Below are 14,900 nucleotides of genomic sequence, written 5' to 3' on the forward strand. Positions count from 1 at the left end.
AGTGCGCAAAACGCGAGAGGGGGCGGGACGGGGCGGGCGGGGATACCGTCATAGCCATGGAGGCTGAGGACTGGGACGCGCGGTATTCACAGGCGGAGACGGTGTGGGGCACGCCGCCGAATCCGGTGGTCGTGGAGTTCGCGACGTCGCTGCCGGCGGGCCGGGCGCTCGATCTGGCGTGCGGTGAGGGCAGGCACGCGCTGTGGCTGGCGACGCGCGGATGGGAGACGACGGGCGTCGACTTCTCCACGGTCGCGATCGAGAAGGCCCGCGAGATCGCCACGCAGGCCCCGCGCCGGGTGCGCGATCGCCTCACGTACGTCGTGGACGACATCACGACCACCGACGTCTCGGACTACGACCTGATCCTCATGATCTTCGTCCACCTCGATCCGGCGCAGCGGCGAGCGCTTGTGAGGCGAATCATCGACGGTTTGAAACCCGAGGGAATCCTCATGATTCTCGGCCACGACTCGATCAACGCGACCGAGGGCGCCGGCGGTCCCGCCGACGTCGAAATCCTCTACACACCAGACGATTTGAAGTCCGACCTGGACGGACGTCTCGACGTCCAGGTCGCGGAAAGGCGGTATCGCGACACCGAGTCGGGTACCGCGATCGACGCGCTCCTCGTCGCGCGCAAACCCGATCCTTGGCAGCTAACTTAATCACGAGTAACATCGGCTAAGTTACCGACGAGTAGCTACTTGGGCGGTACTCGACGGAAAGACAGACCGCACCACGCAGTGCCACTTCAGGGAGAGAACATGGGCCACTACAAGAGCAACGTCCGAGACCTCGAGTTCAACCTTTTCGAGGTACTGGGTCTGGACAAGCCGCTGAGTGAGGGCGTGTGGGGAGATCTCGACGCCGACACCGTCAAGGACATGCTGTCCGAGGTCGCACGTCTGGCCGAGGGACCGCTCGGCGAGGCGTTCGCCGACGCCGACCGCAACCCGCCGGTGTTCGACCCCGAGAAGCACGAAGCGACCCTGCCGGAGTCCTTCAAGAAGTCGTTCAAGGCGATGTGGGACGCCGAGTGGTACCGCATGGGCCTGAGCGAAGAGGTCGGCGGTGTCCCCGTCCCCCGCGCGGTGGTGTGGGCCATCGCCGAGATGCTGCTCGGCTCGCAGCCGGCCGCGTTCATGTACGCCGCCGGCCCGTCGTTCGCGGATGTGCTCTTCAAGAACGGCACCGACGAGCAGAAGCAGTGGGCCGCCACGCTGGTCGAGCGCGGCTGGGGCGCCACGATGGTGCTCACCGAGCCGGACGCCGGCTCCGACGTGGGCGCCGGCCGCACCAAGGCCGTCCAGCAGGACGACGGCACCTGGCACATCGAGGGCGTCAAGCGCTTCATCACGTCCGCCACGTCGGACGACCTGTTCGAGAACATCTTCCACCTGGTCCTGGCCCGTCCCGAGGGCGCCGGCCCGGGCACCAAGGGCCTGTCGCTGTTCTTCGTGCCGAAGTTCCACTTCGACTTCGAGAAGAACGAGCTGGGCGAGCGCAACGGCGTCTTCGTCACCAACGTCGAGCACAAGATGGGCCTCAAGGCGTCCGCGACCTGTGAGCTCACCTTCGGTGGCCACGGCACCCCGGCCGTCGGCTGGCTGGTCGGCGAGGTCCACAACGGCATCGCGCAGATGTTCGACGTCATCGAGCACGCCCGCATGATGGTGGGCACCAAGGCCATCTCGACGCTGTCGACCGGCTACCTCAACGCACTCGACTACGCCAAGCAGCGCGTCCAGGGCTCGGACCTGACGCAGATGACGGACAAGACCGCCCCCCGCGTCACCATCACCCACCACCCGGACGTGCGCCGCAGCCTGGCGCTGCAGAAGGCGTACGCCGAGGGCATGCGCGCGGTGTACCTGTACACCGCAGCGCACCAGGAGCCGGAGATGGCGCAGCTGGTCTCGGGCGCCGACGAGCAGCTCGCGCACCGCGTCAACGACCTGCTGCTGCCGATCGTCAAGGGTGTGGGCTCCGAGCGGGCGTACCAGTACCTGACCGAGAGCCTGCAGACCCTGGGCGGCTCGGGCTTCCTGCAGGACTACCCGATCGAGCAGTACATCCGCGACTCGAAGATCGACTCGCTGTACGAGGGCACCACGGCCATCCAGGCGCAGGACTTCTTCTTCCGCAAGATCGCTCGCGACCGCGGCGTCGCGCTGGCCCACGTGGCCGGCGAGATCAAGAAGTTCATCGACAGCGAGGCCGGCAACGGCCGCCTCAAGGCCGAACGGGCCCTGCTCTCCACGGCCCTCGAGGACGTGCAGGCGATGGCGGCGGTCCTGACCGGCCACCTCATGGGTGCGCAGGAGCAGCCCACCGAGCTGTACAAGGTGGGCCTGGGCTCGGTCCGCTTCCTGATGTCGGTCGGCGACCTGCTCATCGGCTGGCAGCTGCTGCGCCAGTCCGAGATCGCGATCAAGGCGCTCGACGAGGGTGCGTCCGACAAGGACAAGCCGTTCTACGAGGGCAAGGTCGCGACGGCGTCGTTCTTCGTCAAGAACGTCCTGCCCGAGCTCACCGCGACGCGCACCGTCCTCTCGCACCTCGACAACGACATCATGGAGATGGACGAGGCCGCCTTCTAGGCCCCGGCCACCCGCGACACGTTCGCGGATTCGATCGAACGCCGATGCCGCACAACGTCTTCGTTGTGCGGCATCGGCGTTTCCGCGGAACGGTCGGGGTTGACAACAGTCATTGTCAGATCCAGGCTGTAGGTGTGACGCACACCACGGAGTACCCGACGCGGTACATGCGCGACCGCGCCCGCGCCGCGCGGACCACCGCGCCACTGCGACCGTTCGCCTGGCCGTCACCGGACGCCACCGAATCGGAAGCGCGGGAACTGCGCCGGGCGCTGCTCGAACGCGACGAGCCCAGCGCCACGCTGGTGAAGGCCATCCGCGAGGACCGCACCGTGACCCTCGGACAGTTCCGTAGGGCACTCGCCGAGGGCATCGACGCGGTGCCCGACGCTCCGGAACCGCTGCGGGCCTACTTCGCGATGCTCGAAGCCACCCCGGACTGGGTGGACCGAGATCTTCTCGCCCTCGGTGCCCGCACGCTGCGCCGCGTCGGATCGGACGTCGGAGACGTGCTCGCCTACGGTTCGCTGCTGGGCGGCTACAACAACTCCGGACCGCTGCCGGTGCTGACGTCGTCGGGACGGCTGACCGGCGAACGCACCCGGCGCCGGATCGCCGAGACCGGCACGTGGTGGAACGGGTGCGTGGCCGACGGCGGGCTGGACCGCTTCGGGGAGGGGTTCCGGCTCTCGGTGCACGTACGCCTGATGCACGCGTTCGTCGGCTACCACCACGAGCACGAGACCGACTGGGACAGCGGCGCGCGGGGCCTTCCCGTCAACCAGTTCGACCAGGCCGGGACGCTGGGACTGTTCTCGATCACGTTCCTGCTGCACACCCGGGTGCTCGGCGTCCGCTACACGCGCCGCGAGGCCGACGCCGTGCTGCACCTGTGGTGCTACGTCGGCTGGCTGATGGGCGTCGACCGGCGCTGGCTGCCGTTCGACGAACGCGCCGGGCTGCGGATGATGTACCAGATCGGCGCGTCCTCCCCCGCAGCCGACGAACACAGCTACGCGCTGGCCGCCTCCCTCGTGGACCTGCCGCTGCACACCCACTACCCCCGGTTCCAGCGGCTGCGCCGCCGCTACCAGTACGAGCGGGGCCTGTCGCTGGCCACCACGCTGCTGGGGCCGGCCGGGGTGCGGGCGCTGCGGGTGCCGGCGCGCCCGCCCTGGTACCCGCTGGCCCGGCTCGCCGTGAACGTCCCCAAACATCATGTGCTCGCCCGCTTCCCGGCGGGCAGGCAGTGGGTGCAGCGGCTCGGCGAACGCCGGCTGGAGCAGGCCGCGCAGCGCATCCTCGACGGCGAGATCCCGGACGTGGTGGCGCTGCCGGACTAGCCGCCCCGGCGGGTGCGAACCGATTCGCGCCATACCCGGCGCAGACCACTCGGTTGTGTTTGGCTTGACGGGTCGATTCCGCCGCCGAACCGAGGTTGGTGAGCCGCTGTGACCAGCATGGACGAACACACCGGGTTCTCGGAGCCCTCCGGGCACGCGCTCGCGGTGCGCGCCGACGGGCTCACGCGCAGCGGATCGCTGGGGCCGGTGTTCGGCCCGGTGAACCTGCGCATCCCGTTCGGCGGACTCGCGGTGATCCAGGGCTTCGCCGGATCGGGCCGGACATCGCTGCTGTTGACGCTCAGCGGTCGGATGAAACCCTCGTCGGGGACGCTGCGCGTACTCGGTCGCACCGCACCGGCGGGGATCCGGGCCGTGTCCGCGATCGCGGGGTTCCAGGGCATCGACAACATCTCCGAGTCGGTGACGGTGCGGGACCTCATCACCGAGCAGATCCGTTGGGACGCCACGTGGTACCTGCTGATCCGCCGGGCCGGACAGCGGGAACTCGAGCAAGTGTGCGCGCCGGTGTTCGGCGATCGCCCGCTGCCGAACCTCACCGACTACGTCAGCGATCTCGGCGAACTCGACAACCTGCTGCTGCGGATCGCGGTGGCCAACACCCGGACACCACCACTGCTGCTGGTCGACGACCTCGAACAGGTCCGCGACGAGTACGACCGCGCGCGCCTCGTCGAACACCTCGCGATGCTCGGGGCCCGACAGACGGTGATCGCGTCCGCGGTGAACCCGCTGCCGCCCGGTTCACCCGCCCACGAATTCCACCCGCTGACGGACGCCACACCGGAAGGCCAGGAGTAGCCATGCTCGCAGGGATGTCGCTCGGCACCGAGCTCAAGCGGTTCTCGCGCGGGCTGATGCCGCGAGTAGCGCTCGTGACGATCGTGCTGATGCCGCTGCTGTACGGCGCGCTGTACCTGTGGGCGTTCTGGGATCCGTTCAGCGCGGCGAACAAGATCCCCGTCGCCCTTGTCAACAGCGACCACGGCACCGTCGTCGACGGCAAACCGCTCAACGCCGGCGACCAGGTGGCGCAGGGGCTGATGGACTCCGGCGAACTCGACTTCCACGAGGTGACCGCATACGAGGCGTCCACCGGAGTCGCGGACGGCCGCTACTACTTCTCCGTGACACTGCCCGGCGACTTCAGCCAGTCGGTGGCCTCCCCCACCGGGCCGGATCCACAGAAGGCCCGAATCATCTTCACGTACAACGACGCCAACAACTACCTCGGCACCATCATCGGGCAGAACGCGGCGCAGCAGATTCTCAACGCCGTGAGTGCGCAGATCGGCGAGCAGTCCGTCGACCAGGTGCTCGTCGGTCTCGGCGAGGCGGGTGACGGTCTCCGCCGCGCCGCGGACGGCGCCGGTCAGCTCTCCACCGGCGCCCAGGCCGCCGACGCCGGCGCCCAGCAGTTGGCCGGTGGCTCCCGCACACTCGCCGACGGACTGGGCACCGCGAAGGCCGGTTCGGCGGCCCTCGCCGACGGCACCGCACAGCTCTCGGCCGGGATCGACACGGCGTCGGGTGGGGCGGGCGCACTGGCCGGCGGACTCGACCAGTTGTCCAGCGCCACCACCCAGCTCGGCGACGGCGCGGGTCAGGTCAGCGCCGGGGTGAACCAGCTCGTCGACCAGGTCACCGGCGCCCTCGGCGCCGTCCTCGACCCGGCCACCCGGGCGCAACTGGCCCAACTACGGGACGGCGCCCAGCAACTCGCCTTCCAGCTGGGCGATCCGTCGAGCCCGTACCGGGCCGGCATGACGCAGGCCGTCGGCGGCGCCGGCCAACTGCGCGACGGCCTGACCCAGCTGCAGGCAGGCGGACAGCAGGCGGCCTCCGGCGCGCGCACCCTCGACGACGGTCTCGGCCAGCTGTCGAGCGGCGGCGAGACGTTGGCGCAGGGCGCCGGCCAACTCGCCGACGGCACCACACAGCTCAAGGACGGCTCCGGCGAACTCGCATCGCAGCTGAAGGAAGGCAGCGAGCAGGTCCCGCAATGGGATCCGCAGCAGCGCACGGCCGTCGCGCAGACGCTGTCGGCGCCCGTCGCGCTCGACCAGGACCACGAGAACCGCGCCAAGACGTTCGGCACCGGCTTCGCCCCGTTCTTCCTGCCGCTGGCCCTGTTCGTCGGCGGCATCATCACGTGGATGCTGTTGCGTCCCATCCAGAACAGGCCGATCTCGACCGGGCTGGGTGCGATGCGGGTGGTGCTCGCGTCGTACTGGCCGGCCGCGCTCATCGCGATCGCGCAGGTGCTGGTGATGTACGTCGTCGTGCACTTCGGCGTCGGACTCGTGCCGGTGTACGTGTTCGGCACCATCGCGTTCCTCGGCCTCGTCGGGCTCACCTACATGGCGCTGATCCAGGCGTTCAACGCGATCTTCGGCCCCGCCGTGGGCCGCGTCGTGACGCTCGCGTTCCTCATGCTGCAACTGGTGTCCGCGGGTGGCATCTACCCGGTGGAGACCACCGCGAAACCGTTCCAGATCCTGCACCCGTTCGACCCCATGACCTACGCCGTCAACGGCCTGCGTCAGCTCACCGTCGGCGGCATCGACTCCCGGCTGTGGATCTCGATCGCCGTCCTGCTGGGTCTGCTGCTCGCCTCCCTCGGCGCCAGCGCCCTCGCGGTCCGGCGCGACCGCGCCTGGACGCTGATGCGCCTGCACCCGCCGATCGAGGTGTGAGCGTCTCGTCGGCGCCCGGCTGAGAGCTGAAGGGACCGTTCATGCGCCGGCAGCGTACGAACGGTCCCTTCAGCTCGTAACGGGAGACGGGCCGGACTAACCGCCCGGCGTGCTTTCCGGCTTCGGCGCCGGCTCGTTCGACACGCACTTGACGATCGGCACCGGGTCGTAGCGCACGGTCCGGGTGTTGCGGGAGATCTCCGCGCCGGTGTTCGCGTCCGTGATGATGCGGGTGTCGCTCGTGGTGAATCCCGGTGCGCCGCTGGAGGGCACGCAGTGCGGGCCGGCCGGCAGGGTGATCGTGTTCGGCGACGTCTGGTTGGTTCGGCCACCGGTGACGGATTCGACGTCGACGGTCTTGGTACCCCAGATGCGCACCGTGATGTTGGAGCTGGTGCCGATCGCCTGGATCATCACGCCCGTCTTCGACGGGTTACGGAACTTCAGGTCGATCGCGCCCTCGAACACCGTCGCCTCGCGGGCTGCCGGGTACCGCGAGATGTAGTAGCTGTGCTCGGTGTGCTCGACGTCCTCCATGCCCGCGAAGTACGTGGCGTTGTAGAGGGTGGTCGCGAGCTGGCTGATGCCACCGCCGACCGCCTTGTCGGGGCGGCCGTTGTTGATGATGCCCGAGTCCACGTAGCCCTGGGCCGAGCCGCGGGGCCCGGTCTGGGCGTCGAACGAGAACGTCTCGCCCGGCTTGACGATCGCTCCGTTGATCGCGCTCGCCGCGAGCCGGATGTTCACACCCGACGCGTATTCGAAGCCGCCCGTGGTGAACTCGCCGATCACCTCGCGGATCCCGAGCGCCTTGGCGCCGTCGGTGGTGAGCGCGGGCTCGGCCGGCTCGTAGATCGCGGGCGTGGTGCGCGGCGCCGGCGCCGACAGCAGCGCGGGCAGTGGTTCGAGGGTCTTGGGCCACTGCACCATCTCGCCGGTGACCGACGGGATCACCTCGGGTGAGCCGCTCGACAGGCTGATCTGCGCGTCCTTGGGCTTGGTCTCGGTGCCGGCGAGCTGCGGCGACAGGATCGCGGTCGCCGCCTCGACGTTGTACTGCGGCGACAGCCCGCCGTCGCCGTCCGGCACGAAGCTCAGGACCTTGCCGATCTGGTCGGCGGGCAGCGTCGCGACCGCACCGTTCTTGCCGGTCACCTCGACGTTCGCCGACACGGCGGGTGTCGCGACATCCCGGACCGCGGCGTCGACGCCGGCCTGCGTGACCGCGACGTCGACGGTATCCACCGGCAGGTCGACCGTGGTGCCGTCGGCCCACTGGGCGACGAACGTGTCCTTCGCGGGCTCCACCTGCAGGTTCTGTCCGGGCAGCGGCGCGACCGGCACCACGGTGGCGCCCTCGAACACGACGTTGCCCTCGCGGGGCGCCCGATCGGACTGCTGCTGCACGCCGACGATCGCGGCGGTCAACGCGGCGTCGTCCACCGTGGAGACCACACCGATCTCCTGGTTGGTGAACAACGACGCCAGCCGGGTGAACGGGTTGATCGGCTGTTCGCCGGCGCGCTCGACGGTCGCGGCCCAGTCGATGTCCACCCCGGCCTGCGCCGGAACGATCGAGCTGTCGGTGGTCCCGGCACGCACCGGCACCGGTTGGCCCACACGGGGTCCGAGTGCGGCCCGCAGCGTCGCCTCGGCGTCCTGGTCGTTCTGCCCGCCGATCTCGACACCGGCCACGGTCACGCCGCGCGGCACCCGATCCGACGAGACCGCGAAATCCACGGCGTACGCGACGACGGCCACCGCCGCGACCCCGCCCGCGACGGCGGCGTACTTCACCCAGCGGCGGCCGCCGGACGCGTCCGGGGCAGCCACCGACTCGGGCACCGGCTCCGGTTCCGGCTCGGCTACCGGCTCCGGTGCCGGCTGCGGCTCGTCAGCGGTGGGAGGGTGCGAAGCGGCGGAGGTGGCTGCGAAGACCTCGGTGGGCGCGTCCGAGACATCGTCCGACCCATCGTCCGAGGCCTGCGGGGGCACCACCGGCATGATCTCGGTGGGGTTCTCGTCCGGCTGGGGGCCTTCCGCACCGTTCTCCCGGCCGTTTCCCTGGTCGTTGACGCGGTCGCGCTCGTCGCTCATGAAAAGGGCCCTCCTGCCGAACCGACACCGTGCTGGGCCGTCGCATTACGTGTTCTCCCGTGAGGATAGTCGCGGTGACACGAACGCCCGGTCGGGATTTCCACCTGACGGTGGCGAGAGAATCATTCCACGTGGTCTGCCGACCCTCGAACGCAGAGTGGCTCCGCGTCGTTGCCAGGTCGGGGGTCAGGCAACAACGCGGAGCCAACTGGGATATCGGCCTCTTGTCGGAGGCGTTACAGCCGAATTGCGGGTCGGCCGGTTCGCTCGACCCCGGTCACGGCCGTCAGACCTCGACGATGGCCGTGACGCCCTGACCGCCGGCGGCGCAGATCGAGATCAGGCCGCGGCCCGAACCCTTCTCTGCCAGCATCTTCGCGAGCGAGGCGACGATCCGGCCGCCCGTGGCCGCGAACGGGTGCCCGGCCGCGAGCGACGACCCGTTGACGTTGAGCTTGGATCGGTCGATGGACCCGAGCGCACCGTCGAGGCCGAGGCGCTCCTTGCAGTACTCGTCGGACTCGAACGCCTGCAGCGTCGCGAGCACGACGGACGCGAACGCCTCGTGGAACTCGTAGAAGTCGAAATCCTGCAGAGTGAGACCGTTGCGCTCGAGCAGGCGCGGGATCGCATACGTCGGCGCCATGAGCAGCCCGTCGCCGCCGTGGATGTAGTCGACGGCCGCCGTCTCCGAGTCGACGAGATGCGCGAGCACCGGCAGGTTCCGCTCGGCCGCCCACTCGTCGGTGGACAGCAGGACCGCGGACGCGCCGTCGGTGAGCGGCGTGGAGTTGCCGGCCGTCATGGTCGCGTCGCCCAGCTTGGTGCCGAACACGGGCTTGAGCGTCGCCAGCTTGTCGACGTTCGAGTCGGGACGCAGGTTGTCGTCGCGGGTCAGCCCGAGGAACGGGGTGACCAGGTCGTCGAAGAAGCCTCGGTCGTACGCGGCGGCCATGTTGCGGTGGCTCGCGGCGGCCAGCTCGTCCTGATCCTCGCGGCGGACGCCGAACTCCTTCGCCGTGATCGCGGCGTGGTCACCCATCGACAGCCCGGTGCGCGGCTCCCCGTTGCGCGGGATCTCGATGCCCAGCATCGACGGCCGCACCTGGCCGAGCAGCTTGACCCGGTCCGCCGCGGAGCGCGCGCGGTTCATCGACAGCAGGAACTCGCGCAGCTCGTTGTTCACACCGATCGGCGCGTCCGACGTCGTGTCCACACCGCCGCCGACGCCCGCGTCGATCCGTCCGGCCGCGATGGCGTCGCCGACGGCGATGATCGACTGCAGGCCGGTGCCGCACGCCTGCTGGAGGTCGTAGGCCGGGGTGTAGGGGCTGAGCGCGCTGCCCAGGACGCACTCGCGCATGAGGTTGAAGTCGCGGCTGTGCTTGAGCACCGCGCCGCCGACGACCATGCCGAGCCGCTCGCCCTGCAGCCCGAAGCGGCTGACCAGCCCGTCGAGCGTCGCCGTGAACATGTCCTGGTTGGACGCGTGGGCGTACGCCCGGTCCGAACGCGCGAACGGAATGCGGTTGCCGCCGACGATGGCGACGCGGCGTTGCTGCCGACCACCGGACTGCGGTGCGGATGCCGGCTTGGCGCTGCGGGTACGGGCTTTGCTGGTCACGTCGGTCTCCATGTAGCTGGGGGATCTGCTCGAGATCCGCACGGTCGATCCGCCTCGGCGGTGGTTCCTACACTCGACATCAAACTTACTGCAGAGTAAGTTCAATGTCGACACCGCACCCGGATGTACGGGTGCCCGATTGCGACAAAGAAGGTGGACCGTGGCAGCCAGCAAGGGCGCTCCCGACCTCTACTCACAGTTCCTCTCGTCCGCGCCGGGCGCATTCATCGCCAAGCAGGCCGGGTTGCCGCAGCCGGAGAAGCTGCGCCGCTACAAGGCCGGCGAGCCCCCACTGGCCGGCCCCGTCCTCATCGGCGGCAAGGGCCGCTTGGTCGAGCCGGTTCGGGAACTGCTGTCGGACTACCCGGCCGCGCAGCCGCACGACGATCGTTACGGCGCGCTCGTGTTCGACGCCACCGGCATCGGTCAGGTCACCGAGCTCGTCCAGCTGTTCGAGTTCTTCCAACCCGTCATCCGCAACCTCGCGTCGTGCGCTCGCGTAGTCGTCCTCGGCACGACGCCCGAGCTCACGTCGGGTGTCGACGAGCAGATCGTCCAGCGCGCGCTCGAAGGCTTCACCCGCAGCGTCGGCAAGGAGATCAAGCGCGGCTCCACCGCGCAGCTGGTCTACGTATCCCCCGACGCCGCGCCGGGTCTGTCCGGCCTCGAGTCGACCCTGCGCTTCCTGCTGTCGGCCAAGTCCGCGTTCGTCGACGGCCAGGTCATCCGCGTCGGCGCGCAGGATTCCGTCGCCCCCGCCAGCTGGGACCGCCCACTCGAGGGCAAGGTCGCCGTCGTCACCGGCGCCGCCCGGGGCATCGGCGCCACCATCGCCGAAGTGCTCTCCCGCGACGGCGCGCACGTCGTGTGCGCCGACATCCCCGCCGCCGGTCAGGCGCTGTCGGAGACGGCGAACAAGGTGGGCGGCACATCGCTGGCCCTCGACGTCACCGCCGCCGACGCGGCCGACAAGCTGGCCGAGCACCTCACCGAGCGCCACGGCGGCGCCGACATCATCGTCCACAACGCCGGCATCACCCGCGACAAGACGCTCGCCAACATGGACGAGGCCCGCTGGAACAGCGTGCTCGGCGTCAACCTCCTCGCTCCGCAGAAGATCACCGAGGCACTCGTCGCCAAGGGCGTGCTGCGCGAAGGTGGACGCGTGATCGACGTGTCGTCCATCGCGGGCATCGCGGGCAACCGCGGCCAGACCAACTACGGCACCTCGAAGGCGGGCGTCATCGGCCTGGTCCAGGCCACCGCTCCCGTGCTGGCCGAGAAGAAGATCACCATCAACGCCGTCGCCCCGGGCTTCATCGAGACCGCGATGACCGCGGCCATCCCCTTCGCCACCCGCGAGGCCGGACGCCGGATGAGTTCGCTGCTGCAGGGCGGCCAGACCGTGGACGTCGCCGAACTGGTGTCGTACTTCGCGAGCCCCGCCTCCAACGCCGTCACCGGCCAGATCGTCCGGGTGTGCGGCCAGTCCCTGCTGGGTGCGTGATGACGGGCCGCAAGAGCACCCTCGTGCAGCTGCGTGAGCAGCCCGGCACCCTCGACAACTACGCCCGCGCCGCGTTCGGCGCGCTGCCGTTCGTCAAGCCGTCCGGGCGCCGCAGCCTGCCGACGGAGACGCTGGCGCTGTCGGGTCTGCGCGTCGATCCGGACAACCTGGCCGCCTACGCGAAGGTGTGCGGGCTGCGGTTCGGCGACACGCTCCCGATCACGTACCCGTTCACGCTCGTGTTCCCGACCGTGATGCGGTTGCTCACCTCGCGCGAGTTCCCCTTCCCGGCAATCGGTTCCGTACACACCGACAACACGATCGAGCAGCTGCGCCCCATCTCGGTGAGCGAGCCGCTGGATCTGCGGGTCCACGCCGAGAACCTACGGCCGCACGCCAAGGGCACACAGGTGGACCTGGTCAGCGAGGTCTCGGTGGGTCGCGAGCTCGTGTGGCGTCAGGTCAGCACGTTCCTGAAGATGCACCCCACCGGGGCGCCGAAGGAAGCCAAGGCCGAACACAAGGACGAGGTCCCGCCGCGGCCCACCCGCACCCTGCGGGTGGATCAGAAGATCATCAGCCGGTACGCGGCGGTGTCGGGCGACCGCAACCCGATCCACGTCTCGTCGCTGGGCGCCAAGGCATTCGGGTTCCCCAGCACGATCGCGCACGGTATGTGGAGCGCCGCGGCGGCGCTGCAGCCGCTCGAGGGAAGGGTGGCCGACGCGGTCACCTACACCGTCCGCTTCGGTAAGCCGATCGTGCTGCCGGCCACGGTGAACCTGTACGCCGACCGGACGGCCGAGGGTTGGGATCTGTCCCTGAAGAACCCCAAGAAGGGCTATCCGCACCTGAGCGCGACCCTGCGCTAGGCGCTTCGCACCTGTGCGCCTTTTCGGTACCAGTAGCTACCGAAAAGGCGCACAGGTGCCGCAGGCGCCTACTGCCCGAGTTCCGTTCGCAGCCGCTCGTTCTCCGCCGCCAGCTCCGCGTTCGTCGCCTCGAGATCGAGGATCTGCCGGATACCTGTGAGATTGACGCCGGCCTCGACCAGTTCCGACACCCGCGACAGCCGGTAGATGTCGTCCTCGCTGTAGCGGCGTGTGCCGCCACCGGTGCGGGACGGGTTGATCAGCCCACGCCGCTCGTACAGCCGCAGAGTCTGCGGACCGATTCCGGTCAGTTCCGAGGTGACCGAAATTCCGTAGACTCCGCGGGTCGAGCGGGGCGGAGACTGTTGCGTCATCGTGGCCTTCATATCGCGTCGAGTTCGGTCGCGTGGGAACGCGTACGCGGGCAGTTCACCCGGGCCGTCGAGAAGTTCCGGGCCTCGTCTGCGTACCGTCCGCGAGCTTGTGCTGACAACTCACCGTAGCACCGACCCTGCATCGAATGTGCGGCGGTGGACGAAGATTCCCTGTGCCGCAGGTTACGGGGAAACGGCGGCGGGAATCACACCTCGCTCGGCGGGCTCAGCTCTCCCAACTCCATGTCCGCCTCGATCCGGTTGCCGGTGCGGTCCAGTTCCGCGATCGCCCGGTCGAAGGCGTCCACCAACCACTCGCACTCGACCGACACGAGCTCCTCGGCGCCGCCGTCCGCCACCGCCTGGAAGAACCGCACGGTCCAGCGCTCGACGGACGCGTGATCGTCCGAGAGCCCGTCTACCTCGTGATTCGTCGCCAACAGGAAGCGGTTGTACTCGAAATCCACGCGGATCGCGTAGCCGGCGCCCGTATTGACCACGTTCGCCGGACGATGCGTCGCGGCAGCGAGCGCGGTGAGCGCGTCGGCGTAGTGGTCGGCGTGTTCGCGGGTACGTGGCACTGGTGTCACCTCTGTCGGAAAGACCACCGCAGGGCATGCGGCGGCAGGGCGCGACGAGCCGCGGCAGGAAGCCCGCTCGATCACATCCCTGCAACGAACGTTACGCGTCCTCCCTTCCCCCGCGGCGCACGAGCCGCCACAAATTTCACGGATCCGACACACGCCACCAATCGCCTCCCACCTGCACGGAAGATCCGATCCACGCTCGGTTTCAATTAATCTGCTTTGACGGACACAGATTTTGTTGTACGGTTCAGAGGTCAAAGCTTCCAGATGCAAGCGAAGAAGAGTGAGACGGAGATGTCAGACCAGGCCGCGTCAGCGGCGGACGGATGCACTCCCCCCACCGGTCTTCCGAACCTGGGCAGCGAGCCGAGAGGCCTCGCCCCGCACCGGGTGGGCCGTGTCAGAAGAAAGGATGACCACACGTGAGTGCACACCGCTCGGCCGCCGCAGGCCGCGCCTCGGCGACCTGGTCGCTGAGCACCGAAGAGCTCAAGCGCCGCCTCGACGGCATGTTCGCCGACGTCCACCGCCCGGAGGACGCACCCGAACTCAGCGCCGCCTGACGGCCCCAGACGCGATCGACAGTCCACGAAGAATCACGAGGAGCATTCGATGACCGGAATCAGCCCGAACCTCGCACCCCTGGCCGACACCTGGGAATGGCAGCAGCACGGCCGCTGCCAGGGCATGGACGAGTCGATCTTCTTTCCCCCGACCGGCGAGCGTGGCAACGCCCGCATGATGCGTGAGCGGCGCGCGAAGGCAATCTGCGCGACCTGCCCCGTCATGAAGAAGTGCCTCGAGCACTCCCTCGCCCTCCCCGAACCCTTCGGCGTGTGGGGCGGCATGGGCGAATCCGAGCGGGCGATCGCCCTGCGCGGACGCCGCGTCCGGCACCGCCCCGCGGCCTGACCGCCACCAAATCTCTCCCCTACCGAAAGACCTCTCCCCCACCGGAGAGACCGCTCCCCTACCGAAAGCGCAAGGTACACAACATGATCACTCTCGGCATCATCCTGCTCGTCATCGGCCTGCTCATCAAGATCCCGATCCTGTGGACGCTGGGCATCATCGCGCTCGTGGTCGGTGCGGTGCTGCTGATCCTGGGTGCCGCAGGACGCGCGGTCGGTGGTCGCAAACACTGGTACTGATCCGCAGACGCGAGTGGCCCCGGGC

14 protein-coding genes are annotated in these 14,900 nt (G+C 69.1%); 10 read left to right on the forward strand and 4 right to left on the reverse strand.

Annotated features, from left to right (window positions below):
• Positions 1–56: 56 nt before the first annotated feature.
• The 5 genes from A6I89_RS16395 (at position 57) to A6I89_RS16415 (ending at position 6,663) form a co-directional block, all read left to right on the forward strand.
• A complete protein-coding gene (locus A6I89_RS16395) occupies positions 57–668 on the forward strand; it encodes a class I SAM-dependent methyltransferase (protein WP_022597963.1) in 612 nt (203 codons plus the stop codon).
• A gap of 99 nt (positions 669–767) precedes the next feature.
• Positions 768–2,603 carry an acyl-CoA dehydrogenase gene (locus tag A6I89_RS16400; RefSeq protein ID WP_022597965.1) on the forward strand — a complete coding sequence of 612 codons (1,836 nt, stop codon included), beginning with the start codon at positions 768–770 and terminating at the stop codon, positions 2,601–2,603.
• Between the two features lie 134 nt (positions 2,604–2,737).
• A complete protein-coding gene (locus tag A6I89_RS16405; RefSeq protein WP_022597966.1) occupies positions 2,738–3,946 on the forward strand; it encodes an oxygenase MpaB family protein in 1,209 nt (402 codons plus the stop codon).
• 117 nt (positions 3,947–4,063) lie between these two features.
• Positions 4,064–4,768 (forward strand): ATP-binding cassette domain-containing protein, encoded by a 705-nt coding sequence (locus A6I89_RS16410; protein WP_044991450.1) that lies wholly within the window; start codon positions 4,064–4,066, stop codon positions 4,766–4,768.
• Positions 4,769–4,770: 2 nt separating this feature from the next.
• The gene (locus A6I89_RS16415) at positions 4,771–6,663 is read left to right on the forward strand and encodes a YhgE/Pip domain-containing protein (protein ID WP_044991420.1); all 1,893 of its coding nucleotides are present in this window, start codon (positions 4,771–4,773) and stop codon (positions 6,661–6,663) included.
• A 96-nt stretch (positions 6,664–6,759) separates the two neighbouring features.
• Here A6I89_RS16415 and A6I89_RS16420 read toward each other — a convergent pair whose 3' ends face one another.
• Positions 6,760–8,760: a VanW family protein gene (locus A6I89_RS16420; RefSeq protein WP_022597972.1), complete on the reverse strand. Its 2,001-nt coding sequence runs from the start codon at positions 8,758–8,760 to the stop codon at positions 6,760–6,762.
• Between the two features lie 286 nt (positions 8,761–9,046).
• Entirely contained in the window at positions 9,047–10,384 is a 1,338-nt protein-coding gene (locus tag A6I89_RS16425; RefSeq protein ID WP_037085979.1) for an acetyl-CoA C-acetyltransferase, read from the reverse strand.
• Positions 10,385–10,544: 160 nt separating this feature from the next.
• Between A6I89_RS16425 and A6I89_RS16430 the strand changes: the two genes are divergently transcribed.
• Together A6I89_RS16430 and A6I89_RS16435 are read left to right on the forward strand one after the other, a co-directional pair.
• Complete coding sequence (locus A6I89_RS16430; protein WP_022597974.1) at positions 10,545–11,891, forward strand: 3-oxoacyl-ACP reductase; 1,347 nt, start codon at positions 10,545–10,547, stop codon at positions 11,889–11,891.
• On the forward strand, positions 11,891–12,763 hold the full coding sequence (locus tag A6I89_RS16435) for a MaoC/PaaZ C-terminal domain-containing protein (protein ID WP_022597976.1): 873 nt from the start codon (positions 11,891–11,893) through the stop codon (positions 12,761–12,763). The genes A6I89_RS16430 and A6I89_RS16435 overlap by 1 nt, the downstream gene beginning before the upstream one ends.
• Before the next feature lie 68 nt (positions 12,764–12,831).
• Here A6I89_RS16435 and A6I89_RS16440 read toward each other — a convergent pair whose 3' ends face one another.
• Both A6I89_RS16440 and A6I89_RS16445 read right to left on the reverse strand, forming a co-directional pair.
• The gene (locus A6I89_RS16440; protein WP_226347514.1) at positions 12,832–13,137 is read right to left on the reverse strand and encodes a MerR family transcriptional regulator; all 306 of its coding nucleotides are present in this window, start codon (positions 13,135–13,137) and stop codon (positions 12,832–12,834) included.
• Positions 13,138–13,343: 206 nt separating this feature from the next.
• Positions 13,344–13,718, reverse strand: a complete 375-nt coding sequence (locus tag A6I89_RS16445; RefSeq protein ID WP_022597979.1) for a hypothetical protein — start codon at positions 13,716–13,718, stop codon at positions 13,344–13,346.
• Positions 13,719–14,146: 428 nt separating this feature from the next.
• Between A6I89_RS16445 and A6I89_RS24690 the strand changes: the two genes are divergently transcribed.
• From A6I89_RS24690 to A6I89_RS24695, 3 genes are all read left to right on the forward strand, one after another.
• The gene (locus A6I89_RS24690; RefSeq protein WP_005517584.1) at positions 14,147–14,287 is read left to right on the forward strand and encodes a hypothetical protein; all 141 of its coding nucleotides are present in this window, start codon (positions 14,147–14,149) and stop codon (positions 14,285–14,287) included.
• A 49-nt stretch (positions 14,288–14,336) separates the two neighbouring features.
• Complete coding sequence (locus A6I89_RS16450; protein ID WP_005517582.1) at positions 14,337–14,636, forward strand: WhiB family transcriptional regulator; 300 nt, start codon at positions 14,337–14,339, stop codon at positions 14,634–14,636.
• Between the two features lie 83 nt (positions 14,637–14,719).
• Positions 14,720–14,875, forward strand: coding sequence for a DUF6131 family protein (locus A6I89_RS24695; RefSeq protein WP_005517580.1), 156 nt, complete (start codon positions 14,720–14,722; stop codon positions 14,873–14,875).
• Positions 14,876–14,900 lie beyond the last annotated feature (25 nt).

The sequence above is a fragment of the Prescottella equi genome, from assembly GCF_002094305.1.
GTDB lineage: Bacteria > Actinomycetota > Actinomycetes > Mycobacteriales > Mycobacteriaceae > Prescottella > Prescottella equi.